The organism is Rufibacter psychrotolerans (assembly GCF_016924645.1).
Classification (GTDB): Bacteria; Bacteroidota; Bacteroidia; order Cytophagales; family Hymenobacteraceae; genus Nibribacter; species Nibribacter psychrotolerans.
On sequence record NZ_JAFFJV010000003.1, the window covers coordinates 195437 to 217981 of the forward strand.

The 22545-nt window shown below is 50.9% G+C and carries 19 protein-coding genes; 10 read left to right on the plus strand and 9 right to left on the minus strand.

Going from position 1 to position 22545, the window contains the following annotated elements; genetic code table 11:
* Positions 1-15 precede the first annotated feature (15 nt).
* Positions 16-1458, plus strand: a complete 1443-nt coding sequence (locus JT718_RS03655) for an aldehyde dehydrogenase (protein WP_205500514.1) — start codon at positions 16-18, stop codon at positions 1456-1458.
* 472 nt (positions 1459-1930) lie between these two features.
* Positions 1931-4129, plus strand: a complete 2199-nt coding sequence (locus JT718_RS03660) for a S9 family peptidase (protein WP_240336897.1) — start codon at positions 1931-1933, stop codon at positions 4127-4129.
* A gap of 495 nt (positions 4130-4624) precedes the next feature.
* Here JT718_RS03660 and JT718_RS03665 read toward each other — a convergent pair whose 3' ends face one another.
* The 4 genes from JT718_RS03665 to glmM form a co-directional block, all read right to left on the minus strand.
* On the minus strand, positions 4625-5587 hold the full coding sequence (locus JT718_RS03665) for an L-threonylcarbamoyladenylate synthase (protein WP_205500515.1): 963 nt from the start codon (positions 5585-5587) through the stop codon (positions 4625-4627).
* A gap of 176 nt (positions 5588-5763) precedes the next feature.
* Positions 5764-6219 (minus strand): hypothetical protein, encoded by a 456-nt coding sequence (locus tag JT718_RS03670; protein WP_205500516.1) that lies wholly within the window; start codon positions 6217-6219, stop codon positions 5764-5766.
* A gap of 20 nt (positions 6220-6239) precedes the next feature.
* On the minus strand, positions 6240-7382 hold the full coding sequence (locus JT718_RS03675; protein WP_205500517.1) for a cysteine desulfurase family protein: 1143 nt from the start codon (positions 7380-7382) through the stop codon (positions 6240-6242).
* 173 nt (positions 7383-7555) lie between these two features.
* On the minus strand, positions 7556-8950 hold the full coding sequence (gene glmM, locus JT718_RS03680; protein WP_205500518.1) for a phosphoglucosamine mutase: 1395 nt from the start codon (positions 8948-8950) through the stop codon (positions 7556-7558).
* Positions 8951-9493: 543 nt separating this feature from the next.
* Here glmM and mazG point away from each other — a divergent pair.
* The 8 genes from mazG to JT718_RS03720 all read left to right on the plus strand — a co-directional run bounded on the left by mazG (position 9494) and on the right by JT718_RS03720 (position 16306).
* Positions 9494-10306, plus strand: a complete 813-nt coding sequence (mazG, locus tag JT718_RS03685; protein WP_205500519.1) for a nucleoside triphosphate pyrophosphohydrolase — start codon at positions 9494-9496, stop codon at positions 10304-10306.
* A gap of 267 nt (positions 10307-10573) precedes the next feature.
* The gene (locus tag JT718_RS03690) at positions 10574-11431 is read left to right on the plus strand and encodes a MotA/TolQ/ExbB proton channel family protein (protein ID WP_205500520.1); all 858 of its coding nucleotides are present in this window, start codon (positions 10574-10576) and stop codon (positions 11429-11431) included.
* A 30-nt stretch (positions 11432-11461) separates the two neighbouring features.
* On the plus strand, positions 11462-12067 hold the full coding sequence (locus tag JT718_RS03695; RefSeq protein ID WP_205500521.1) for an ExbD/TolR family protein: 606 nt from the start codon (positions 11462-11464) through the stop codon (positions 12065-12067).
* 15 nt (positions 12068-12082) lie between these two features.
* On the plus strand, positions 12083-12619 hold the full coding sequence (locus tag JT718_RS03700; protein ID WP_205500522.1) for an ExbD/TolR family protein: 537 nt from the start codon (positions 12083-12085) through the stop codon (positions 12617-12619).
* The gene (locus JT718_RS03705; RefSeq protein ID WP_205500523.1) at positions 12619-13443 is read left to right on the plus strand and encodes an energy transducer TonB; all 825 of its coding nucleotides are present in this window, start codon (positions 12619-12621) and stop codon (positions 13441-13443) included. Before JT718_RS03700 ends, JT718_RS03705 begins: the two co-directional genes overlap by 1 nt.
* 134 nt (positions 13444-13577) lie before the next feature.
* Complete coding sequence (locus JT718_RS03710) at positions 13578-13835, plus strand: hypothetical protein (RefSeq protein WP_205500524.1); 258 nt, start codon at positions 13578-13580, stop codon at positions 13833-13835.
* A gap of 34 nt (positions 13836-13869) precedes the next feature.
* Positions 13870-14769, plus strand: a complete 900-nt coding sequence (locus JT718_RS03715) for a PstS family phosphate ABC transporter substrate-binding protein (protein ID WP_240336899.1) — start codon at positions 13870-13872, stop codon at positions 14767-14769.
* 37 nt (positions 14770-14806) lie between these two features.
* The gene (locus JT718_RS03720) at positions 14807-16306 is read left to right on the plus strand and encodes a tetratricopeptide repeat protein (RefSeq protein WP_205500526.1); all 1500 of its coding nucleotides are present in this window, start codon (positions 14807-14809) and stop codon (positions 16304-16306) included.
* A gap of 366 nt (positions 16307-16672) precedes the next feature.
* Here the strand turns inward: JT718_RS03720 and JT718_RS03725 are convergent, their stop codons facing one another.
* The 5 genes from JT718_RS03725 to uppS form a co-directional block, all read right to left on the minus strand.
* Entirely contained in the window at positions 16673-17743 is a 1071-nt protein-coding gene (locus JT718_RS03725) for an RluA family pseudouridine synthase (protein WP_205500527.1), read from the minus strand.
* Between the two features lie 91 nt (positions 17744-17834).
* Positions 17835-18443, minus strand: a complete 609-nt coding sequence (locus JT718_RS03730; RefSeq protein WP_205500528.1) for an OmpH/Skp family outer membrane protein — start codon at positions 18441-18443, stop codon at positions 17835-17837.
* A gap of 20 nt (positions 18444-18463) precedes the next feature.
* Positions 18464-19144, minus strand: coding sequence for an OmpH/Skp family outer membrane protein (locus tag JT718_RS03735; RefSeq protein ID WP_205500529.1), 681 nt, complete (start codon positions 19142-19144; stop codon positions 18464-18466).
* 29 nt (positions 19145-19173) lie between these two features.
* Positions 19174-21759 carry a BamA/OMP85 family outer membrane protein gene (locus JT718_RS03740; protein ID WP_205500530.1) on the minus strand — a complete coding sequence of 862 codons (2586 nt, stop codon included), beginning with the start codon at positions 21757-21759 and terminating at the stop codon, positions 19174-19176.
* The gene (gene uppS / locus JT718_RS03745; protein WP_205500531.1) at positions 21759-22511 is read right to left on the minus strand and encodes an undecaprenyl pyrophosphate synthase; all 753 of its coding nucleotides are present in this window, start codon (positions 22509-22511) and stop codon (positions 21759-21761) included. Before uppS ends, JT718_RS03740 begins: the two co-directional genes overlap by 1 nt.
* Positions 22512-22545 lie beyond the last annotated feature (34 nt).

Here is a 22545-nt window from a genome sequence, read left to right on the forward strand (position 1 = left end):
ACGAACCGAAGCCCTATGCTCCACCTCCAGAACTACATCAACAGAGCTTTTGTCGCTCCTGCTTCCGGCTCTTATCTGCCCAACATCAATCCGGCTACCGGCGAGGTGTATTCCCAGATTCCTGATTCTGACGAGCGTGACGTACAGGCAGCCGTAGAAGCGGCGCAGGCAGCGTTCCCGGCTTGGTCTGCCCTATCTGCTGAGAAACGGGGCCGTTTTCTGATAAAGCTCTCCGAACTGATCGACCAGAATTTGGAGCGCCTCGCCGAGGCCGAGACCACGGACAACGGCAAACCGCTCTCCCTCTCCAGAACCGTGGACATCCCGAGGGCCAGCAGCAACCTGTATTTCTTTGGGACGGGCGTGCAGCACTTCGCCTCCGAGGCCCACACCATGGAAGGCGTGGCCGTGAACTACACCGTGCGCAAACCGTTGGGCGTGGTGGCTTGCATTTCCCCGTGGAACCTACCGCTTTACCTGTTCACCTGGAAGATTGCCCCTGCCCTGGCCGCCGGAAACTGCGTGGTGGCCAAACCCTCTGAGATTACTCCCTACACCGCCCATCTGCTGGCCGAACTCTGTCTGGAGGCCGGACTTCCCGCGGGTGTGCTGAACATCGTGCACGGCACCGGCCCCAAAGTAGGCGCGGTCCTATGCGAGCACCCTGAGGTAAAAGCCATCTCGTTCACCGGCGGCACCCAAACCGGCAAAGTCATAGCCCGTACGGCGGCCCCCATGTTCAAGAAACTGTCTTTGGAACTGGGCGGCAAGAACGCCACCGTCATTTTCGCGGATTGTGACTTTGAGCGCACCGTGAACACCGCCGTGCAGGCCGCCTTCTCCAACCAGGGCCAGATTTGCCTCTGCGGCTCGCGCATCCTGGTGGAGCGCTCGCTGTATGACCGTTTCAAGGCCGCTTTTCTGGAAAGGGTCGAAAACCTGACCGTAGGCGACCCAATGGAGGTTGGTTCTAAAATGGGCGCCCTCGTTTCTAAGCCACATTTGCAGAAAGTGCTCCAATACATCGCCTTGGCGCAGGAAGAAGGCGGCACGCTGCTTACCGGCGGGGAACGGGTGCATTTAGAAGGTAGGTGTGCCGAGGGTTATTTTCTGCAACCCACCGTCTTTGAAGGCCTTCCCCACACCTGCCGCACCAACACCGAGGAAATCTTCGGGCCGGTGGTCACGCTCCTGCCCTTTGACACTGAGGAAGAAGCGCTTACCTACGCCAACTACACCCAATACGGCTTGGCCGCCTCCGTCTGGACCCAGGACCTCACCCGCGCCCACCGGTTGGCGCACGCGCTGCAAGCGGGTATTGTATGGGTGAACACCTGGCTGCTTCGGGATTTGCGCACGCCCTTTGGCGGCATGAAGCAAAGCGGCGTAGGCCGGGAAGGCGGCTGGGAAGCGTTACGGTTCTTCACCGAGCCGCAGAATGTGTGCGTGAAGCTGTAAGAAGCAGGATTTTCAAGATTTAGGTGATTTTCAGGATGCGCAGTGGCGGAGACACTCGTAGGAGATGCGCACATTACGAGGTCAAGCAGTAGTCCTGAGTCTTGAGTGCTAAGTCCTGAGTTTAAATAGTAGAAGAGAACTGGCGCGAGACTGAAGTCTCGTGCCCTGGGATAAAGCGAGTCTCCAGACTCGCTGGAAACCACCAACCGGAACTCGGGAGTCCGGAGACTCCATTCATCCTGCGGCACGAGTCTGGAGACTCGCGCCAGTTCATAACCAGAATAGACCTCAGTTGCGGCAACTAAGTTGCCTCAAAAGACCTCGTAGTGTGCGCAGCTCCTACGAGTGTCTCCACCGACTCCGGTTTAAAGTCCCTTTTCCCAAAATCAGCCTTAAAACGAACGTCTTTCTGGCTACTCCCGATCCAAAATAAATGCCTAATTTTAAGGCTACGAACTTTCAAACCAACCTAATGAAACATAGAATGAACCGCTGGTTTGTGGCGGCTTCCTGTCTTTTTTTGGCAGTGACCGCACAGGCGCAGCAAAAGCGTGACTTTGACTTAGATGACATTTTCCGGAAGGGCACGTTCCAGGCCCGCTCCGTTTATGGCGTGAACTGGATGCGAAACGGCCAGTTTTACTCCTCGCAAGTAGCCGACCAAGCCCACCAGGCCGTGGATATTGTGCAGGTAGACGTGACTACCGGTCAGCCGGTGAGCACCATTCTGGAGGGCGAAGACCTGAAAGTAAACGGCCAAACGCTGGAGTATGATGATTATAGCTTCAGCGCGGATGAGACTAAAATTCTGTTTGAAACGGAACACGAGCCTATTTACCGCCGCAGCAGCAAAGGTCATTTCTACGTGTATGATCGTGCCAGCAAAAAACTGCAGAAGCTGAGCCAGGGCGGCAAACAGTCGTACGCCACCTTCTCACCGGATAACAAGTACGTGGCTTTCGTGCGCGACAACAACCTGTTTTACGTGGACCTGTCCACCATGCAGGAGCGCCAGATCACCACTGACGGCAAGTGGAACTTCATCATCAACGGCGGCACTGACTGGGTGTACGAAGAGGAATTCGGGTTTGCGCAGGCCTTCCTCTGGTCGCCGCAGGGCAATCAGATCGCGTTCTACAAGTTTGATGAGAGCCAGGTACCCGAGTACAACATGCAGATCTGGGGCCCGCTGTATCCACAAGATTATAAATTCAAGTACCCCAAGGCCGGCGAGAAAAACGCCACCGTGGCCATCTACACCTTCGACCTGGGCTCCGGTAAAACCGTGAAAATGGAAACCGGCACCGAGCCAGACCAGTACATCCCGCGCATCAACTGGACCAATACGCCTAATCTGCTTTCTATTCGGAGAATGAACCGTTTGCAGAACACCCTGGAGATTCTGCACGCCAACACGCAGACCGGCCAGAGCAAAGTGGTGCTGAAAGAGACCGACAAAGCCTACATTGACATCACCGATGACCTGACCTACCTGGCTAACGGCAAGCAGTTTGTGCACAGCTCAGAGAAAGACGGGTTCAACCACCTGTACCTGTATGACATGAACGGCAAACTGGTGCGCCAGATCACCAAGGGCAAGTGGGAGGTAAGCAATTTCTATGGCGTAGATGAGAAAAACGGAACGGTGTACTTCACCTCCACCGAGGTTTCGCCGCTGGAGCGCCATCTGTACAGCATCGGGTTGAACGGTAAGAACAAGAAAAGCCTTACTCCTGCCCGTGGTACGCACACCATCAACCTGAGCCGCGATTTTAAATACTACCTGGACTACTACTCCACCATCACCACACCGCAAGTGGTGAGCCTGCATACTTCAGACGGAAAGCAGATCAAGGTGTTGGAAAGCAACGAGAACCTGAAGAACACGTTGGCAACCTACAACATGCCTAAGCCCGAATTCTTCCAGTTCAAGACCTCGGAGAACGTGACCCTGAACGGCTACACCATCAAACCCGTTGATTTTGACCCGAACAAGAAATACCCGGTGCTCATGTTCCAATACAGCGGGCCGGGCAGCCAGGAAGTGGTAGACAGCTGGAGAGGCCGCAATTACCTGTGGCATAGTTATCTTACCAAACAAGGTTACATCATTGCCGTGATTGATAACCGGGGTACCGGCGGACGCGGCGCTGATTTCAAGAAAATGACCTACGGCAACCTGGGCCACTATGAAGTTATTGACCAGATTGAAGGCGCGAAGCACTTAGGCAACCTACCTTACGTGGACAAAAGCCGCATAGGAATCTGGGGCTGGAGCTTCGGGGGATACATGAGCTCGCTGGCCATCACCAAAGGCGCCGATGTGTTCAAAGCGGCCATCGCGGTGGCTCCGGTGATTAACTGGCGTTTCTATGATACCATCTACACCGAGCGTTTCCTGAAATTGCCACAGGATAACGCCAAAGGTTACGACGACAACTCCCCGATCACCCACGCGAACAAACTACGCGGCAAGTACCTGCTCATCCACGGCACCGGCGATGACAACGTGCATTTCCAGAATTCCATTGAGATGACCAATGCCCTAGTGAAAGCCAACATTCCGTTTGAGAGCGCCTACTACCCTAACCGGAACCACGGCATCAGCGGCGGCAACACCAGCATCCACCTGTTCACCAAAATGACCGAGTTTATTCAGCGCAACTTGTAGTCTGAACTTACATTAGAATAGAAACGCCAGCCTTTTTGAAGGGTTGGCGTTTTTGTTTTGGGCTTGCTTTTAGGAATTTGGCCTGGAAACAGGATTGGCAGAGACACTCGTAGGAGCAGCGCACGCTACGAGGTATTTGGGATTGGCAATATTGTGGCAGGAGAAATAAAAACTCCTACGCTGGCGCGAGCTTGCAGCTCGTGTCCGCACGTATTGCTGCTCCTCTTCTGCCTGCTATTCGATATCCAGGTATTTCTATCCATCCCAATAGAAACGCTTCTCCTGTTTGTCATCTTGGAAAGATCTTGTGGGCGAACTAAAAAGACGTTGAAAAACGACTCCACCGCTTGTTCACAAGATCCTTTCAGGATGACAAATGAGAGAATGCGTGCGGACACGAGCTGCAAGCTCGCGCCAGCGGAAAAATGCAGTAGAAAGCTCTTCATACGTTTAGAAGCTGGTTTTCTAAAACCAGCTTCTAAACGTGGCTAGCCTCTACCCTTGAAAACTCGCCCGCTGCAGACGGTCATTGATGGCGAGGCCTAAGCCACTTTCCGGCATCGGCTCTGCCAGAATCAGGTCAATGGGTTGAGCATCCAAGGTGCGCAAGGCGGAGAACAGGTTGCGGGCGGCTTCGCTCAGATCACCGGAAGTGGAAAGTTGGATCTGCTGTTCACGTGGAACTTCAGGAAAACTTTGCTGCAGCGAAATCACTCCAACTCGGCCTGGGTCTACTTTTTGCAGGTTTTCAGGAATAGAGCCCAATAACATCTTTTTGCGGGGCGAATAGTGACTGCTCAGCATGCCGGGCGCCGCTGGATTAGAGGCCGAGGTTTTGATGCGGGCCTTGGAGATGTGCACCACTTCTTGCAGTTCCTCCAAAGCCAAACCGCCCAAACGCAGCACTTCCACCTCATCGCCCTCAATCCGGAGGATGGTGGATTCAATGCCTACCTCGCAGGCCCCGCCGTCCAAGATATAAGGGATACGCTCGCCTAACTGGTCCTGCACGTGCTGAGCCGTGGTAGGGCTCACGTACCCGAACGGATTAGCACTAGGGGCCGCCACCGGGAAAGGCAGCTGCCGCAGCAACTCCAGCGTAAGCGGATGACGAGGAATGCGCACGCCCACCGAGTCATGCCCCGAGGTCACCAACAATGGAATATGCTCGGCTTTCGGTAAAATCAAGGTCAGGGGACCGGGCCAGAACCGCTCGGCAAGTTTGTAGGCCACGTCCGGAACCTCGCGGGCAATGTTGCTGATCTCTGACACGGAATGCGTGTGCACAATGAGCGGGTCAAAGGCGGGCCGGTTCTTGGCCTCAAAAATCTTCACCACGGCGGCCTCGTCAAAGGCGTTGGCGGCCAGTCCGTACACAGTTTCCGTTGGGATAGCGACTAACTCGCCTTGGGTAAGATAAGAAGCGGCCTGCTGTAAATCTCTGCCGATGTCTGCCATGATCTGTCAAATGATGCTGCAAAGCTACTACGATGCGCGCTGATTTTAGGCCATGCGTAGGTTAAGTTTCTGTTTACCGCTTGTTTTTCTAAGAACAGCCCGTAAACAGAAGCGCCCGGCCTGGGAGCACGGGCGCTTCTGTTCTATTTGGTGGTGCTGAGCAGGTAGCACCGTTGTTAGTATACCCGATTGTCCTTCTCGGCTTTACGGTCCAGCAGGGTGCCTACCAATAGCCCAAAGCCCACGCCCAGGGGTATGCCTAGTGCAATATTGCCGAAAACAAGCCCCCAGGGCAGACCGAAGCTAATGCCCAACGGCATCCATAGCAGCTTATAAAACCCTTTGGCCACCAGGTTGAAACGCTGGCTTACCTCCGTCTTAAGGGCACTCATCTGTTTTTGCAGCAGGCCAAACTCATCGCTCTTGGGGGCTGGGGTGGCGGGCAGCAGCGCAACCACGTCCTCTATCATGCGCTGCACCGCTTCTACCTCTTGCTCGGTTGCTTCTACGGAAGAAAGTTTTGCCACAAGGTTGCGCAGAGCCGGAACCTGGTAATTGCTTAGCTCCTGCTCAGAATAGGCTTGGGTTCTGGTCTGGATTTCCTGAGTGATTTTCTGCTGCCAAACGTCCATGAGGCGTGTAGAGAGTTGAGCTACACAGCCTCTTTCTGGTACAGTTTGGCCAGGGTAGCCACGGCGTAATCAATCTCCTCAGCGGTGTTGTATTTGCTGAACGAGAAGCGCACGTTGCCCCGCTCCATGTCTGAGCCAATGGCCCGCAGCACGTGCGAACCCAGGTCCACGCCACTGGTGCAGGCGCTTCCGCCCGAGGCGGAGATCTTGGAAATGTCCAGGTTGAAGAGCAGCATCTCGTTCATCTCAGATACTGGCAAACTCACGTTCAGCACCGTGTACAGGCTCTTGTCGGCCTCGGCCGAGAGGCCGTTGAACTGCACGTCTTCCACCTGCTCGCGCAGTTTGGCAATCATGCGGTCTTTCAGGCTTTGGATGTGGCGGTGGTGCTCGTCCATGTCGCGGTAGGCGATTTCCAGGGCTTTGGCCAACCCGATGATGCCGTACACGTTCTCGGTGCCGCCGCGCATGTTGCGCTCCTGCGACCCGCCCTGGATCAGCGGGGGGATTTTCACCGAAGAATCAACGTAGATAAAGCCCACGCCTTTGGGCCCGTGGAACTTATGCGCCGATCCTACCAGAAAATTCACGGCCAGGGTCTGCACATCATGGCGGTAGTGCCCCATAGTCTGCACCGTGTCTGAGTGGAAGATGGCGTTGTACCGCTTGCAGATCTCGGCAATGGCCTGAATGTCGTTGAGGTTGCCCAGTTCATTGTTGGCGTGCATCACTGATACGAAGGTGCGCGGCTGCGCGGCCAGCGTTTCTTCCAGGTGCTGCAGGTCCAGCACGCCGTTGGCATCAACGCGCAGCAGGGTCAGTTCAAGCTCACCGTTTCTCTCCAGCGCCTCCAGCGAGTGCAGCACCGCGTGGTGCTCCAACGGAGATGTGATGGCGTGCTTTAGGCCCAGGCTGCGGATGGTGCTGGTGATGGCCAGGTTGTCGGCCTCGGTACCGCCCGAGGTGAAGAAAATCTCAGACGGGGAAGCATTAATCAACCCTGCCACTGTTTTACGGGCGCCTTCAATGGCGGCCCGCACCTGCCTGCCGTGTGCGTGTATAGAGGATGGGTTTCCGTAGTGCTCCAGCATGAAGGGAGCCATTGCCTCAAAAACTTCTTTATCCAGGGGCGTGGTAGCCGCGTTATCTAAATATACACGCATGTGAATTCTTACTTTTTACAACAACAACAGGTGAAACAGGTCTGGTTCATATTCTACAGGCTTTCCTCAGGTAGGGACTGGGTAGGCAAAGGAAACTCCGCTCTGGGCGAGAGGGATTTGGTAAACCTGTTTAGGGCCCATTTTACGCAAAACAGGCCCTAAACAGGAGGGTTCTACTCTGCTTTCTCAGAGATAATCTCTTTAATATCGCCGATGATTTTGTTGGCCAGGTGGTCGGCGGTAGAGAGGCTGTCTGACTCGGCGTAAATCCGGATGATGGGCTCAGTGTTGGACTTGCGCAGGTGCACCCACTCCTTGTCAAACTCAATCTTAACGCCGTCAATGGTATTGATGGGCTGCTTGGCGTACTGCTTCTGTACCTTGGCCAGCACATCATCTACGTTGATGTCTTTGGTGAGCTCTATCTTGTTCTTGGAGATGTAGTAGTTGGGGTACTGCGCCCGCAGGCGGGTCATGCTCAGGCCAGATTTTGCCAGGTGGGTCAGGAACAGGGCAATTCCCACCAGGGCATCGCGGCCGTAGTGCAGTTCTGGGTAAATGATGCCGCCGTTGCCTTCGCCCCCAATGATGGCGTTCTGGGCTTTCATCATGTTCACCACGTTCACCTCGCCCACGGCGGCGGCAAAGTACTGGCCTCCTGCTTTCTCGGTGACATCACGCAGGGCGCGGGTAGAAGACAGGTTAGACACGGTGTTGCCCACCTGGTTCTGCAGCACGTAGTCTGACACGGCCACCAAAGTATACTCCTCGCCAAACATGGTGCCGTCTTCGTTCACAAGGGCCAGGCGGTCTACGTCTGGGTCTACCACAATGCCCAGGTCATACTTGCCTTTTTCCAGGACGCGGGCAATCTCGCCCAGGTTCTCGGGCAGGGGCTCCGGGTTGTGGGCAAAGTGTCCGGTGGGGTCGCAGTGGAGCTTCTCAATCTGCGTGACGCCCAAGGCCTCCAGGAGCAGGGGCACCGAGATTCCTCCGCTGGAGTTCACGGCGTCTACCACTACCTTGAAGTTTCTGGCTTTGATAGCCTCCACGTCTACCAGGGGCAGGTCCAGGATGGCTTTGATGTGTTTCTTCAGGAATTTATCGCTCTGGGTGTATTTGCCCAGTTTGGTAACCTCGGCAAACTGAAAGGCTTCTTTCTCGGCCAGTTCCAGTACTAGTTTGCCTTCGGTGTCATTGATGAACTCTCCTTTTTGGTTAAGGAGTTTCAGCGCATTCCATTGCTTGGGGTTATGGCTGGCGGTAAGAATGATGCCCCCGCCGGCTTTCTTGGCAGGCACGGCCATTTCTACGGTGGGCGTGGTAGACAGTCCTAAATCAATTACGTTAATGCCCAACCCCTGCAGGGTGGCAGCCACCAGGCGGCTTACCATTTCGCCGGACAGGCGGGCATCACGGCCTATTACTATGGTGTCATTGTTGGTGGTTTGCAGTACCCAGGTCCCAAATGCCGCAGCAAACTTTACTACATCCACGGGGGTGAGGGCCTCTCCTACTTCGCCGCCAATTGTTCCTCTAATTCCTGAAATTGATTTTATAAGTGCCACTGATTCCAAATTTTAAAGATGCAAAAGTAGCAAAAAGGAGTTAACTCAATGCACCTGCGGCACAAAGCTTCGTTCTCCCGGGCTTTCTAGGCTGGGCAGGCACCCCGCTCGCGCTACCATTTTACCCGGGCATTGGCCCCTGAGAGCAGGTTTCTGGCCCACCGGAACGGGCCCATTTAAGCGGAGGCCAATCCTTTGACATAAACAGAAAACGCGTTTTTTCGGCTATTTTTCCAAAACACTCGTAAAACGCCTGCAAATGAATCTGCCTATCCTGCTGGCGGCAGGAAAATTTCTTATATTTTTTCAAAGTGGTTTATGGAATCTGGGCGGGGCGTGCATCTTAGGGTAAAATCGCTCTCCGTTGGGACAAGGTCCTGGCCCAGAACGTACCCGTTTTCAGGGTGTTTTCCCGAAAACACCCTGAAAACGGGTTGGCGACAATCCCTTTAGAGAGGGTAGGTTTCAGTCATTTGTGTTACCAAACCATTAAGAAAAGATGCATAACACATAAAATGTTAGCATTACGTTTATCTTTGCATAATGGAGAACCCTGTAATTCCCCCTTACAAGCGCCAGGACCAGCTCAACGCCTTTAACCGTTTGCTGGACATTCTGGATGATCTTCGCGAGAAATGCCCCTGGGACCGGAAACAAACCATGGAAAGCCTGCGCCACCTCACCATTGAGGAAACGTACGAGCTTTCTGAGGCCATCCTGACCCAGGACATGCCCGAGATCAGGAAAGAACTGGGCGATGTGATGTTACACCTGCTCTTTTATGCCAAGATTGCTTCTGAACAAGGGGCGTTTGACATTGCAGAGGTGCTCAACAGCCAATGCGACAAGTTAATCTTCCGGCACCCGCACATCTACGGGGAAACCAAGGCCGACACGGAGGAAGAGGTGAAAAAGAACTGGGAAAGTTTAAAGCTCAGAGAAGGCAATAAATCTGTGCTGAGCGGCGTTCCTTCATCGCTCCCGTCCATGGTGAAAGCCATGCGAATTCAAGAGAAGGCCCGCGGTGTAGGTTTTGACTGGGATGAACCGTCAAAAGTATGGGAGAAAGTAGAAGAGGAACTGGCTGAGTTCAAGGCTGAGTTTGACAAACCCACCTTAACCGAGGCGGAAAAAGAGAAAGCCACGGCAGAACTGGGCGACGTATTTTTCTCCCTCATCAACTTTGCCCGTTTTCTTGACCTCAACCCAGAAGAAGCGCTGGAGAAGACCAACCTCAAGTTCATCAAACGGTTCCAGTACCTTGAGCAGGCAGCTGCTGCCCAGGGGAAAAAACTCAATGAGATGACCCTGGCTCAGATGGACGTCTTTTGGAACGAAGCAAAGGCCCAACGTTAAGCCAATGTTTGATTATTCAGAATATTGACTATCTTTGATAACGCCTTGTACTTTTACAATAAATTTTCAAAGTTTATTTGATATTTTGCATTTAAATACCTAGGCTTGTATTTAGGTTGTTCCCAAACTTGACAACTCCCTTGCTGAATAACTGCATACAGGGGAATTATTCAGGCAGAAAGAACATTTAACACATTAACAACCAATTATTTATTTTCAACAACTAACACAGTAACACAAACAACTAAACCTAAATTTTAAGAACCGATGGAAAAAAAGAGTGCACCTGCAACTGCAAAACCAGTACAGAAAAGTGAAGGCAAAGCAGGCTCAATGTTTGCAAGCATCGTAATTCCAATAGCAATTATCGCTGCTGTATGTATTTATCTGTTTATTCTTGGTAACCCGGCCAACTTTGAGGGCGGCGACAATGCAAACCACCCACTACCCGGCAACTATCTGGGCCAGGTATACAAAGGGGGCTTCATTGTACCTATCTTGATTGCGATCAACATTCTGGTAATAACTTTCTCTATTGAGCGCTTCCTGACCATCAGCAAAGCCAAAGGTGGCAAAGGCCTTGAAGCTTTCGTACGCAGCGTGCGTCAGAAAATGAACGCCGGTGACGTGAACGGTGCTATCGCCATCTGCGATCAGCAAAAAGGGTCAGTAGGCAACGTGGTGAAAGCTGGTTTGTTGAAATACCAAGAAATGCACAACGAGCACGGCATGACCAAAGATCAGCGTATCCTGGCTATTCAGAAGGAAATTGAAGAAGCTACTGCTCTTGAATTGCCTATCCTGGAGAAAAACCTGGTAATCATCTCTACTATTGCTTCTACTTCTACCCTGGTAGGTCTTATTGGAACAGTATTGGGTATGATTAAAGCGTTCGCGGCTCTTGCAACGGCAAGTGGTGCACCAGATGCTACCCAGCTGGCAAACGGTATCTCTGAGGCCTTGATCAACACAGCCCTTGGTATTACTGGTTCAGCTATCGCTATTGTGGCTTACAACTACTTCACCAGCAAAATTGATGAGTTGACCTACAGCATTGATGAGGCTTCTTACAGCATCATCCAGACGTATGCCGCTCAGCACACTGAAAACAACAGAACTATCTAATTTGAACTTCTTACTTAGAAGGAAAACAAAATGCCAAAAGTAAAACCACATAGAAGCTCTCCATCCCTGGACATGACGCCCATGGTGGACTTGGCATTCCTTCTGGTAACGTTCTTCATGCTTATCTCGAAGTTCGCACCAGAAGAAGTGCTGGTGGTGGATACGCCGTCTGCAACCACAGAAATCAAAGCTCCCGATGCCAACGTTATCACTATTAGCATTGGTAACGACGAGCGGGTTTTCTTTGGAGTAGACGACAAAAACACTAAACTAAGATTGATTGATAAGATCAGCGAGAAATACGGAGTAGCTTTTACAGACGCTGAAAAGCAGACGTTCTCTACCCTGGGCTCCTTTGGAGTTCCTATTGCTCAGCTGAAGTCGTATCTGTCAATGAACCCCGAAGATATGAAGAAGGTAAACCAGCCCGGTATTCCAATTGATTCTACCAGAAACGAGTTAGGTGACTGGGTTCAGTTAGCCCGTTACTCAAACCCCCAGTCGGTGGTAGCTATCAAAGGAGACCAGACAGCCGGTTACCCCATCGCTGGCCGTGTGATTGAGATCTTACAGGATAAGAACATCAACCGTTTCAATCTTGTGACTGACATGGAAGCTAAACCTCGTAACCTATAACGAAAGGGAAAAGAAATGGCAGAAATACAACAGCAAGGCGGCGGCGACGAAGGCGGTAAAAAACGGGCCAAGAAATCGTCCACCAAAGTGGACATGACCCCTATGGTGGACTTGGGCTTCCTGTTACTTACTTTCTTCGTAATGACCACCACCCTGGCTAAGCCGCAGATCATGGAGATCAACATGCCGGTGAAGCCTAAAACCCAAGAGGAGCAGATGGAGTTGAAAGCTTCAAACGCTTTCACCATTCTTCTAGGATCAGATGACCGCATTTTTTTCTACCGTGGCCTGCACCAACCCAACGTAGGTATTATTCCTAACGTGGAAGAGAGCAACTGGTCAGCGAAAGGTATCAGAAAAACGGTGCTGGAGTCTACCCGTGCAAATCCAAACCTGGTAGTTCTGATCAAGGCAGATGAAACCTCTTCCTACAAGAATCTGGTAGATATCTTGGATGAAATGGCCATCACCTCAACTCAGAAGTATGCCATTGTACCGTTGGACAATGCAGATGCTACATTACTTAGAAACGCAGAGAAAGGAGGGCAATAATGGATAATGAACGTTTAGCAACCGCCTCTCTGGATGATATGGTCTTTGAAGGCCGTAACAAAGAGTATGGCGCCTACATGCTGCGTAGAATTTATACGAAGCACGTAAACCGGGCAATCGTTATTGCAATCATCTTGTTTGTTCTCTTCCTGAGCATTCCATTGATTCAATCAATGTTCAAAGAAGAGGAGGAAGTAGTGAAAGCTCCGGTTGTCAAAGTAGTGGACCTGGCCGCACCGCCTTCGGTAGAGAAAGTGGTACCACCGCCGCCCCCACCACCAGATGCCCCGCCACCCCCACCACCCGTACGTTCTACCGTTAAATTCACGCCTCCGGTAGTGAAGAAGGACGAAGAAGTGGTGAAAGAAGAAATTCCGGACGTGAAGGAGCTCCAGAAGACAGATGCAGGTACCGCCACCGTAAAAGGTGACCCAACTGCACCACCAACCCTGGAGGGCATTGAAAACGGTACTGGCCCTGCCGGTCCGGCCCAGGAGGTGTTTGAGGAGAAAGTTTACATTGCGGTAGAGAAAATGCCTGAGTTCCCCGGTGGACAAGCGGCCATGTTCAAATACCTCAGTGATAAATTCCGGATTCCGTCTGCCGCGCAGCGTGCCGGTGCCGAAGGAACCGTAGTTCTCAGCTTCGTGGTAGGCCCAACTGGCGAAATCACCAACATTGAAGTAATGAAAGGCCTTGGTTATGGTCTGGATGAAGAAGCCGTAAGAGTAATCAAGGGCATGCCTAAGTGGAGCCCAGGAGAGCAAAACGGCCGTAAGGTGTCTGTAAAATACACAGTTCCTTACCGCATCGTGATCAAATAATCAACCTTCAGGTTCTTTACCCTAAGAACTCCGAAGACAGACATTCAAAGAATGGACTGTCTTCGGAGTTCTTTTTTACCGCCCTTCTAATTTTTTCCGTACTATCTTTTGCAGCCACTTCAAAAGGAAAAGCTATGAATTACTCCAGAAGGCCTCAGCGCCAGCGCCAGGAAAGCACCTATGGCAACATCATGAAATATGTCTCTTTATTAATGGTGCTGCTATACTTTGGCTTTGGTTTATACGTTTTATTTTCCGGTCCTGAACGGATGCCTTTCCCTAAGGAATATAAAATAATTTTAGGCGGACTGCTCCTTTTCTATGGTTTTATTAGATTTGTGAGAGCGTACCAACAATATTTTAAAAAATCCAGACGCGATGAAGAAGTTTAAGCCCTTAACTTTTCTGATGACTGCCTGTGTAGCCATGGCTGCATTCTCCTGCGGTCAGTCTGGGAATACCCCCACTGAGACTACCACTATTGGCAATATCAAGATCAGTGCAGACGAGTCTTTCTCCCAGATTGTAGATGCCCAGGTTCAGACCTTTGAGGGTCTGTACAAATACGCCAACATAGAGGTGGTGTACAAGCCAGAGGTACAGGTGGTAAAAGACTTGCTGGAAGATACCATCCGGCTGGCCATTATGGCCCGGCAGCTCAATGACCAGGAGAAAGCCGCTTTTGAGAAACTGAAGATCACACCTCGCATACACAAGATTGCCGTTGACGGCATTGCGCTCATCCTTAACAAGGAAAATCAGGATACTACGCTTACCATGCAGCAGGTGCGCGACATCTTCACGGGCCAGACTACTTCCTGGCGACAGTTAGACCCCAACGCGCCGGAAGGCAAGATTACCATTGTGTTTGACAACAGCAGTTCCAGCACAGCCCGGTTCATCCAGGACTCCATTAACCAGAAAAAGCCCCTGCCGCCCAATACGTACGCTACTAACTCCAACTCTAGCCTGGTTGATTACGTAGCTCAGAACCGTAATGCCATTGGGGTAATTGGGGTAAACTGGATCAGTGACCGGCATGATAGTACCGCCATTAGCTTCCTAAAAAAGGTTAATGTGGTGGGTATCAGCGCCAACAACAATCCTACTTCAACAGATGATTACATTCAACCCTACCAAGGATATTTAGCCCAAGGAACTTATCCACTGCGTAGAGAGGTTTTCATCATAAGCAGGGAGGCACGGGCCGGACTTGGCACAGGTTTTGTATCTTTCGTGACAGGAGACAAAGGACAGCGAATAATCCTGAAATCTGGCTTGGTTCCTACCACAATGCCTGTGAGAATAGTAGGGTTTGCAGAGTAAATAAAACAAGTTTCACTAACACTAACAACCATAACCGATGATTAAGAACTGGAAGACGTATGGAGTTTTAGCGGCCGCTTTCTTTTCCGCCGCCGGAGCTTCAGCATACAGCACTGGGCTGCGTTCTGGTAAGATTGAAGAAGCACGTTTAGTTATACAGTCCCCCCAGGAGCAAGTAGCGCTTGCTTCTTACGCAGTACAAGATAACTCCCCCGCCGGCCTGGTAAAGCAAGGGAAAGCCGCGCTTGAGCAAAACAGAGTAGCCGAAGCGCAACAGCTGTTTGACAAAGCCCTGGCCGCCACCAAGAACAAAGACAACAACATCAAGCTACAGATTGGCGAAGCCTACGTAACCTCTGGCGTGAAGGACCTGTCGCAAGCCATCAAGCTTCTGGAAGAAGTGGTGAGCAAAGACACCAAAAACGCCAATGCGTACGTGCTTTTAGGCGATGCCTACCTGAACAACAAAACGGTAGACGGCGGTAAGGCCATGGCCAACTATGACAAGGCAATTGCAGTGGATGGCAAATTCGCGAAAGCGCACCTGCGTAAAGGCCAATTGTACGTGCAGTCCCGTAACTTTACTCAGGCAAAAGAAGCGTTAGATGCCGCTTTGGCCGCAGATCCTAACTATGCTCCTACTTATTTGGAGCTGGCGGAGCTGTACTACCGTGCCGAGCAGTTCCCTAAGAGCTCTGAGTACATCAAGAAGTATGTTTCAATGGCCGAAAACACGCCAGAAACACGTGCCAAGTACGCCTCTATCCTGTACCTGACCAAGGATTACACCAACGCAATGAACGAGATTCAGGCGGTGTTGAAGAGTGATCCTAACAACATTGCCATGAACCGTCTGCTGGCGTACACCTACCATGACACCAAGCAGTATGACAAAGCGTTGGAGGCAATGCAGGCGTATTTCACCAAGTTTGATGAAACCAAGCGTATTCCGTCTGACTACGAGTATTATGCTAACATCCTGGTAGAGAACAAAAAGCCACAGGAAGCGGTTGCCATCATTGAGCAAGGCAAGAAGCTAGACCCGAAGAACCCGTTGTACGATGATCTTTTGGCCAAGCAATACCTAAGCCTTAAAAACTATCCGAAGGCAATTGAGGCGTATAAATCTAAGTTCGCCGTTACTCCGCCAACTAACACTGATCTGTTCTACTACGGCTACACCCACGAGTTGAACGATGATCACAAGACCGCGGATAGCATCTATGCCATCATCACCAAGAACAACCCTACCTACGCGTACGGTCACTTCTGGAGAGCCCGGGCAAATGCGAACCTGGACCCTGAAACCAAAGAAGGCTTGGCGAAACCACACTATGAGGAATTCATCAAGCTGGCTTCAGGCGATAAAGAGAAATACAAGAAAGACCTGATTACGGCCAACAACTACCTTGGCTACTACTATTATCTGAAAAAGGATAAAGCGAACGCCACTAAGCACTGGCAAGAGGTAAAAACGTTAGACCCAACCAACGCTGATGCCGCTAATGGTCTTAATGGCTTGAAAGCCATGAAATAACCAAAATCAACCCATAAAAAAAGGCGCCACCTTCAAGTGGCGCCTTTTTTTATGCCCAATCCACAACGAGTTAACATCCATCAGGCACCAAGGGGAGATGAAACACTGCTAAGCACAAGTACACTCGCTACTCAGCAAGGCACCAAGTGCAATACTGTTTTTAGCCCATTTTACTGAAAGTAGCCTGAAAACAGGCTTCAGTAGATAGGCTCAGAATGGCAATCACAGCCAGATAAGTTTACAGGTAGCCGTTCACTATTTCCCCCAAAGCCAAAGGACATAAAACCCAAAGCTGTTCCAGAGCAGTAAGCTGAATCCAGCATTCCTGAAGGGACAACGGGTTTGGTGAAATAAAAAACAACACGATTATAAGCCAGCTCTGTTTTGTAAGACTTGCCCGTATTGCCGCCAGCGTTCTAAGCCTTCAGCAAAATCGGTGGGTAACTCAGACTCAAACTGGATGAACTGCTGGGTGGTGGGATGGATGAAGCCAAGGGACTTCGCATGGAGAGCCTGCCTTGGCAGCACATCGAACGTATTTTGCACGAAAGCCTTGTAAGAGCCCGTCTGCTGCCCTTTCAGAATCTTATCGCCTCCGTAGGTGGCATCATTAAAGAGCGGATGCCCCAAGTACTTCATATGCGCCCTAATCTGATGGGTACGCCCGGTCTCCAAGTTGCATTTGATAAGACTGCAGTAGGTAAACGATTCGAGCACCTCGTAATGAGTAACAGCCGGCTTGCCGAAATCGCCATCAGGATACACGGCCATTACCTTTCTGTCTTTCAGGCTGCGGCCAATGTGGCCCACAATAGTCCCTTTGGGCTTCTCTGGTACGCCCCACACAATGGCATAGTAGGTGCGCTCAATGCTGTGGTCAAAGAACTGGCGGGCAAGGTGCGCCATGGCCAGCTCTGTCTTGGCAATCACCAACAAGCCGGAGGTATCCTTGTCAATCCGGTGTACGAGTCCAGGTCTGATCTCTCCGTTCCGGGAGGTGGGTAGGTTCTGCAGGTAATACACCAAGCCGTTCACCAGGGTACCAGACCAATTGTTATAAGCAGGATGCACCACCATGCCCGCCGGCTTATTGATCATCATCAATTCCGCATCTTCATACACAATGTTGAGGGGGATGTTCTCCGGCACTACATCGGTATCACGGGGCGGCGTGGTCAGGGTGACGGTAATCACATCCAAGGGCTTTACTTTATAGCTTGCCTTGGTGGCGCTGCCGTTTACCCGCACAGATTCGGCTTTGATGGCGCCCTGCAGTTTGTTGCGGGTCACGTTGGGCAGGCGGTCCATCAGAAACTTATCTAGCCGCAGCAAGGCCTGCCCCTTGTCTACCTGTATGCGGTGGTGCTCATATAGCTCATCTGAGTCAGCACTGGCTACATCATCAAACTCATCCTCTCTTGGGTCAGATAATTGCATGGCGTTTTAGGCTCATTTTTCAAGATTCGGCACAAAAATAAAAAGCCGGTGACGATAACGCCACCGGCTTTTCTACTAAAGGCCTGAAACCTTATTTTTTCTTTTTAGCTGGAGTTGAAGAAGAAACAGACGGTTTGGCAGCAGGAGCTGCAGAAGCAGCCGGTGTGCCAGTGGCGCCCTTAGGAGCAGGAGTAACGCCCAGGTCTTTCAACACCAGTTCAGTGAAAGTGTTTCCATCTTCGGGACCATACAGCAAAGCTTCGGCGGTGAAGATGTGGGTGTATCCGTTCTCTTTGGCCACTTTGTCAATTGACTTCTGAATTTTGTTCATCACAGGCTCCAGAGCGGCTTGCTCTTTCTTCTGAAGGGAAGCATCCGCGTTGCGCTGGAACTCTTCAATAGAGGCCTGCAGGGTAGTTAACTCTTTTTCTCTATCGGCACGAACCACATCAGTCATGGTAGGGGCACCTTTCTTGTAGGCCTCTACTTTCTCCTGATAAGATTTGTACTTGTTCTGAAGTTCTTTCTCTAACTGGCTGCTGTGCGCTTTCAGATCAGACTCAATCTGGCGGCTCTCAGGCAGTTGGCTAATGATGTAATTGGCGTTGGTATAGCCAACCTTAACGGTTCCTGTCTGGGCAAAAGAAGCTACGCTTACTAACAAGAAAGCGGCTACCAACAGAGATTTCAATTTGTTCATTGTAAGTTACTTAGGTTTGTTTAGTTGTTTTTCTTTTTTACTGGCGTTGTCTGGCGCTTGGGCTCAGCTTTTCTGTTTGTAGGATTGGCTGGCGTGGTGGCTCCCTCAGGAAGCGGCGGCACATCTGCCGGGCTGTCTACAATAGCATCTGCCGGGCGGGCACCTGCCGTATTCTGCTCCTTGGAGGCCAATCCTAACTCTTCCAGCACAAACTCTGTGTAATCATGGCGCGGATCTGTGTACAACATCACCACATCGCCAGACTTATCAAACATAAAGTTCAAGCCACGTTGCCTAACAATCTTTTCTACAGCTTCAAACAGTTGGTCCTGCGCAGGCCTGATGAGTTCTTGGCGTCTTTTGAACAAAGCGCCCTCAAAACCAAACATCTTGCGCTGGAACTCTCTTATCTGGCTGTCTTTCCGGTTTATCTCTTCCTGTCGCTTCGCCTTCATGTCAGGCGTAAGCAGGATCTCCTCAGCCTGATAACTCTTTTGGAGCTTATCAAGTTCCGCCCGCATATTTTCTATTTCCTTCTGCCAGGACTCAGACAGCTTTTCCACTTCGGCCTGGGCATTGGCATAAGCGGGCATTTTCTGCAAGATAAAACCAGAATCAATATAGCCAAAGCGCTGTGCAGTGACTTCCTTCCCAAACAGGAGGAAAATTAGCATCAACAGAAAGCACCCTAACTTTTTCATCTCATTACCTTAGTCAAAAACTGTTCCAATTATCTTATTTGCTGGCCTATGATAAAGTGGAACTGTCCGCCACTAGCCCCAGGCAAGCCCGGCACTTTATCAAGTCCCCATCCGTAGTCAAAGCCCAACAAACCGAAGGCCGCCATAAATACCCTGGCTCCTACCCCTACAGAACGATACAGCTTGAATGGATCGTATTCGCGGTAGCTTCCGAAGTTATTGCCGGCCTCAGCAAAACCAAGAACAAAGATGGTGGCAGCCGGGTTCAAAGAGATAGGGTAGCGCAGTTCTGCCACGTATTTGTTGAAGGCAATACCACCTGCGGCGTTAGGCGAGATACTCTCGTCTTCGTAACCTCTCAAGCCAATATAGTCTGTGGCCACAATGAAGGAACCACCCCCTAAACCAGAGCCACCCAGCTTGAAGCGCTCAAACGGCCCAATCTCTTTGCCGGAGCCATACGTACCAATGAACCCGAAGTGTGCCCTGGTGTTAAGCACCAGCTTGCCGTCTCCGCTCAAAGAATGGAACCACGAAGCATCAAACATCCATTTGTGGAACTCAATCCACTGGAAGGTGTTCACGTTGCTCTTGAACAGGGAGTAAGGCGGAGTAAACGTTACGTTCAGCCCAATGGAAGAACCAGAGCGGGTGTACGTTGGGTTGTCAATGCTTGACCGGGCAAAAGAGGTGATGAACGAGATATTGTTCGCATCCCTGATCCGATCGGCCTCAGCGTATCCTCTGAAGATGGTAGAGCCATTGCTCATGTTATACCTGAAGTAAGAGATGGAGTTACTTAAGGTAAAGTAGTCATCTGGCCAACGCAATCTTCTACCTAGGTTCACGCTCGCTCCTGAGATGTCAATAAACGCATCTTTGATCTGCCCAAACTCATCCTGCTCATTGAAGCGCTGGATGGACTTGCTCAAGCTCACCGTCAAGGAATTTGGTCTGCGACCGCCTAACCAAGGCTCTGTGAAAGAAAGCGAGTACGATTGGTATCTCTTCCCGTTCGCCTGAATGTTCAGGGCCAGGCGCTGCCCATCACCGGAAGGCACCGGACGCCACTGCTTCCAGTCGGTGGCTTTGCGCAGCGAGAAGTTGTTCAGCACCAACCCCACAGTACCTACGGCACCCAGGCCACCACCCCAACCACCAGATAAGGTAATCTGGTCGTTTGGCCGTTCCTCCACGGTGTACTGGATGTCTACCGTTCCGTTCTCTGGATTAGGAATAGGGTTCATCCCGATTTTCTCCGGGTCAAAGTACCCCAGGTTGGAAAGCTCGCGCTGTGACCGGATCAAGGCTGAACGGCTGAAGTTCTGGCCTGGCAGGGTACGCAGTTCCCGCAGAATCACGTGGTCGCTGGTCTTGGTGTTTCCAGAAACCGTGATAGCATTGATGGTAGCTTGGGAACCCTCGCTGAGGCGCATTTCAATGTCAATAGAGTCACCCACTACGGCCACTTCAACGGGCTCAATCTGGAAGAACAGGTAACCATCGTCCATGTAGAGCGAGGTAATGTCATTGCCGTTAGGGTTGTAGTTTAGTCGCTTGTCTAGTTCTTCTCTGTTGTAGATATCACCTTTGTCCAGACCCAGGATGCGAGACAGGTAGGCATCATCGTAGAGGTAGTTCCCGCTCCAGGTAATGTTACGGTAGTAGTAGCGTCTTCCTTCATCTACCACCAATTTAACTCCAATCCGGTCATCGCTGATCTTGTAAATAGAGTCAGAGACAATGCTGGCATCGCGGTAGCCTTCTTTGTTATAGAAGTCTATCAAAAGCTTTTTGTCTTCCTCGTACTCAGCTTTGTTAAACTTAGCCCCGGTGAAGATTTTGTAGAATTTCTTCTCTTTGGTTTTCTTCAGCTGACGCTTCAACTTGGTCTCACTGAAAGTCACCTCGTCTTCATCGTCCCCGAAAATGCCCGAAAAGAAGCCGGCAATGCCCGTCTTCTCTATCTTATCTGTGGCAGGGTTGATTCTTTCAATGTCCAGCTCCCCAATGCGTACCTTCTCCCCCTTGTTCACTCTGATCTCAAGGGAAACGCTGTTGGCAATGACTGAATCAGGAATCTGCCTGATCACTACCTGGGTATTCAGATACCCTTTGTCCTGAAAGAACTTCTGCACCGTGGTGCGGGTAGAGTTGAGCACGGCATCGGTGACTACCCTACCTTTGTTGAGGGCAATCTTTTTCTGCAAGTCCTCAGCCTGCGACTTGGTTGTGCCGGCAAAATCAAATCTTGACAGGCGAGGGCGCTCCGTCAAGAAGAAATCCAGGTAGATCTTATCTCCTTCAATTTTGGTGGCACGCACATCCACGCCGCCCAAGATACCCTGGTCCCACAGTTTTTGGATGGCCCGGGCAATGGCATCACCGGGCACATCAATCTGATCTCCTACCCTTAACCCGGTAAGGGAAATAAGCGTAGTAGGGTCCAGGAATTTGGCACCACTTACGGTGATGCCTCCAATTTCGTATTTCCGGGGATTGGCGTAGTCAACGGATGCTGCGGCATTGCCACTTCCAACACCCAGTCTAATTTGTGCTGTGGCAGTTATACCAGAGGTCACTAAGAGGCATAACAGCCAAAAGTACTTACTCATTAAGAATGTGCTTTTTGTAATTGTTCGCTTGTTTTCCCAAAACGACGTTCACGTTGCTGGAAAGCAAGTATGGCTTCGTAAAGATGTTCTTTTCTGAAATCTGGCCATAATAAGTCTGTAATATAGAGCTCCGTGTAGGCCAGTTGCCAAAGTAAGAAATTGCTGATTCGCTGTTCGCCACTGGTTCTGATCAGAAGTTCCGGGTCTGGCATACCCGCGGTAGTCAGACAATTCTGGATAACGGTTTCATTGATGGCAGCAGGCTCCAGCGTTCCCGCTTTCACCATTTCGGCCATTTTCTGCATGGCGTTCACCAGTTCCCATCTGCCGCTATAGCTCAAGGCCAGCACCAGGGTCATGCGGGTGTTCTGGCTGGTAATCTCAATGGCTTCTTCCAATTGCTTTCTACAGGCCACCGGCAAAGCCGATGTATCACCAATAGACTGCAACCTGATATTATTCTTGTTTAACGTTTCGGTTTCCTTACGAATTGTACTCACCAACAATTGCATAAGGGCATCTACCTCATACTTAGGCCTGGACCAGTTTTCAGTAGAGAAAGCGTAGAGAGTCAAAAATTTAACGCCAAGCTCAGCAGCTCCTTCCACCGTGTCGCGCACAGCGGTAATGGCGTTCTGGTGGCCAAAGATCCTAAGGTTCCCCTTCTTCTTTGCCCATCTTCCATTTCCGTCCATGATAACGGCAATATGTTGGGGCAAATTGCCTATGTCTATCTTTTCCTTGAGGCTCATTAAAAAAAAATTTCAATGCAATTTAGGAAAAGGT

Coding starts and splice junctions, on each gene's coding strand:
- JT718_RS03670 (WP_205500516.1), bottom strand. CDS start 6,219: ATGGACGTTTGGCAGCAGAAAATCACTCAGGAAATCCAGACCAGAACC.
- JT718_RS03740 (WP_205500530.1), bottom strand. CDS start 21,759: ATGAGTAAGTACTTTTGGCTGTTATGCCTCTTAGTGACCTCTGGTATA.
- JT718_RS03710 (WP_205500524.1), top strand. CDS start 13,578: ATGAATTACTCCAGAAGGCCTCAGCGCCAGCGCCAGGAAAGCACCTAT.
- JT718_RS03730 (WP_205500528.1), bottom strand. CDS start 18,443: ATGAACAAATTGAAATCTCTGTTGGTAGCCGCTTTCTTGTTAGTAAGC.
- JT718_RS03695 (WP_205500521.1), top strand. CDS start 11,462: ATGCCAAAAGTAAAACCACATAGAAGCTCTCCATCCCTGGACATGACG.
- JT718_RS03700 (WP_205500522.1), top strand. CDS start 12,083: ATGGCAGAAATACAACAGCAAGGCGGCGGCGACGAAGGCGGTAAAAAA.
- JT718_RS03705 (WP_205500523.1), top strand. CDS start 12,619: ATGGATAATGAACGTTTAGCAACCGCCTCTCTGGATGATATGGTCTTT.
- uppS (WP_205500531.1), bottom strand. CDS start 22,511: ATGAGCCTCAAGGAAAAGATAGACATAGGCAATTTGCCCCAACATATT.
- mazG (WP_205500519.1), top strand. CDS start 9,494: ATGGAGAACCCTGTAATTCCCCCTTACAAGCGCCAGGACCAGCTCAAC.
- JT718_RS03660 (WP_240336897.1), top strand. CDS start 1,931: ATGAAACATAGAATGAACCGCTGGTTTGTGGCGGCTTCCTGTCTTTTT.
- JT718_RS03655 (WP_205500514.1), top strand. CDS start 16: ATGCTCCACCTCCAGAACTACATCAACAGAGCTTTTGTCGCTCCTGCT.
- JT718_RS03675 (WP_205500517.1), bottom strand. CDS start 7,382: ATGCGTGTATATTTAGATAACGCGGCTACCACGCCCCTGGATAAAGAA.
- JT718_RS03735 (WP_205500529.1), bottom strand. CDS start 19,144: ATGAAAAAGTTAGGGTGCTTTCTGTTGATGCTAATTTTCCTCCTGTTT.
- JT718_RS03690 (WP_205500520.1), top strand. CDS start 10,574: ATGGAAAAAAAGAGTGCACCTGCAACTGCAAAACCAGTACAGAAAAGT.
- JT718_RS03725 (WP_205500527.1), bottom strand. CDS start 17,743: ATGCAATTATCTGACCCAAGAGAGGATGAGTTTGATGATGTAGCCAGT.
- JT718_RS03720 (WP_205500526.1), top strand. CDS start 14,807: ATGATTAAGAACTGGAAGACGTATGGAGTTTTAGCGGCCGCTTTCTTT.
- JT718_RS03665 (WP_205500515.1), bottom strand. CDS start 5,587: ATGGCAGACATCGGCAGAGATTTACAGCAGGCCGCTTCTTATCTTACC.
- JT718_RS03715 (WP_240336899.1), top strand. CDS start 13,870: ATGGCTGCATTCTCCTGCGGTCAGTCTGGGAATACCCCCACTGAGACT.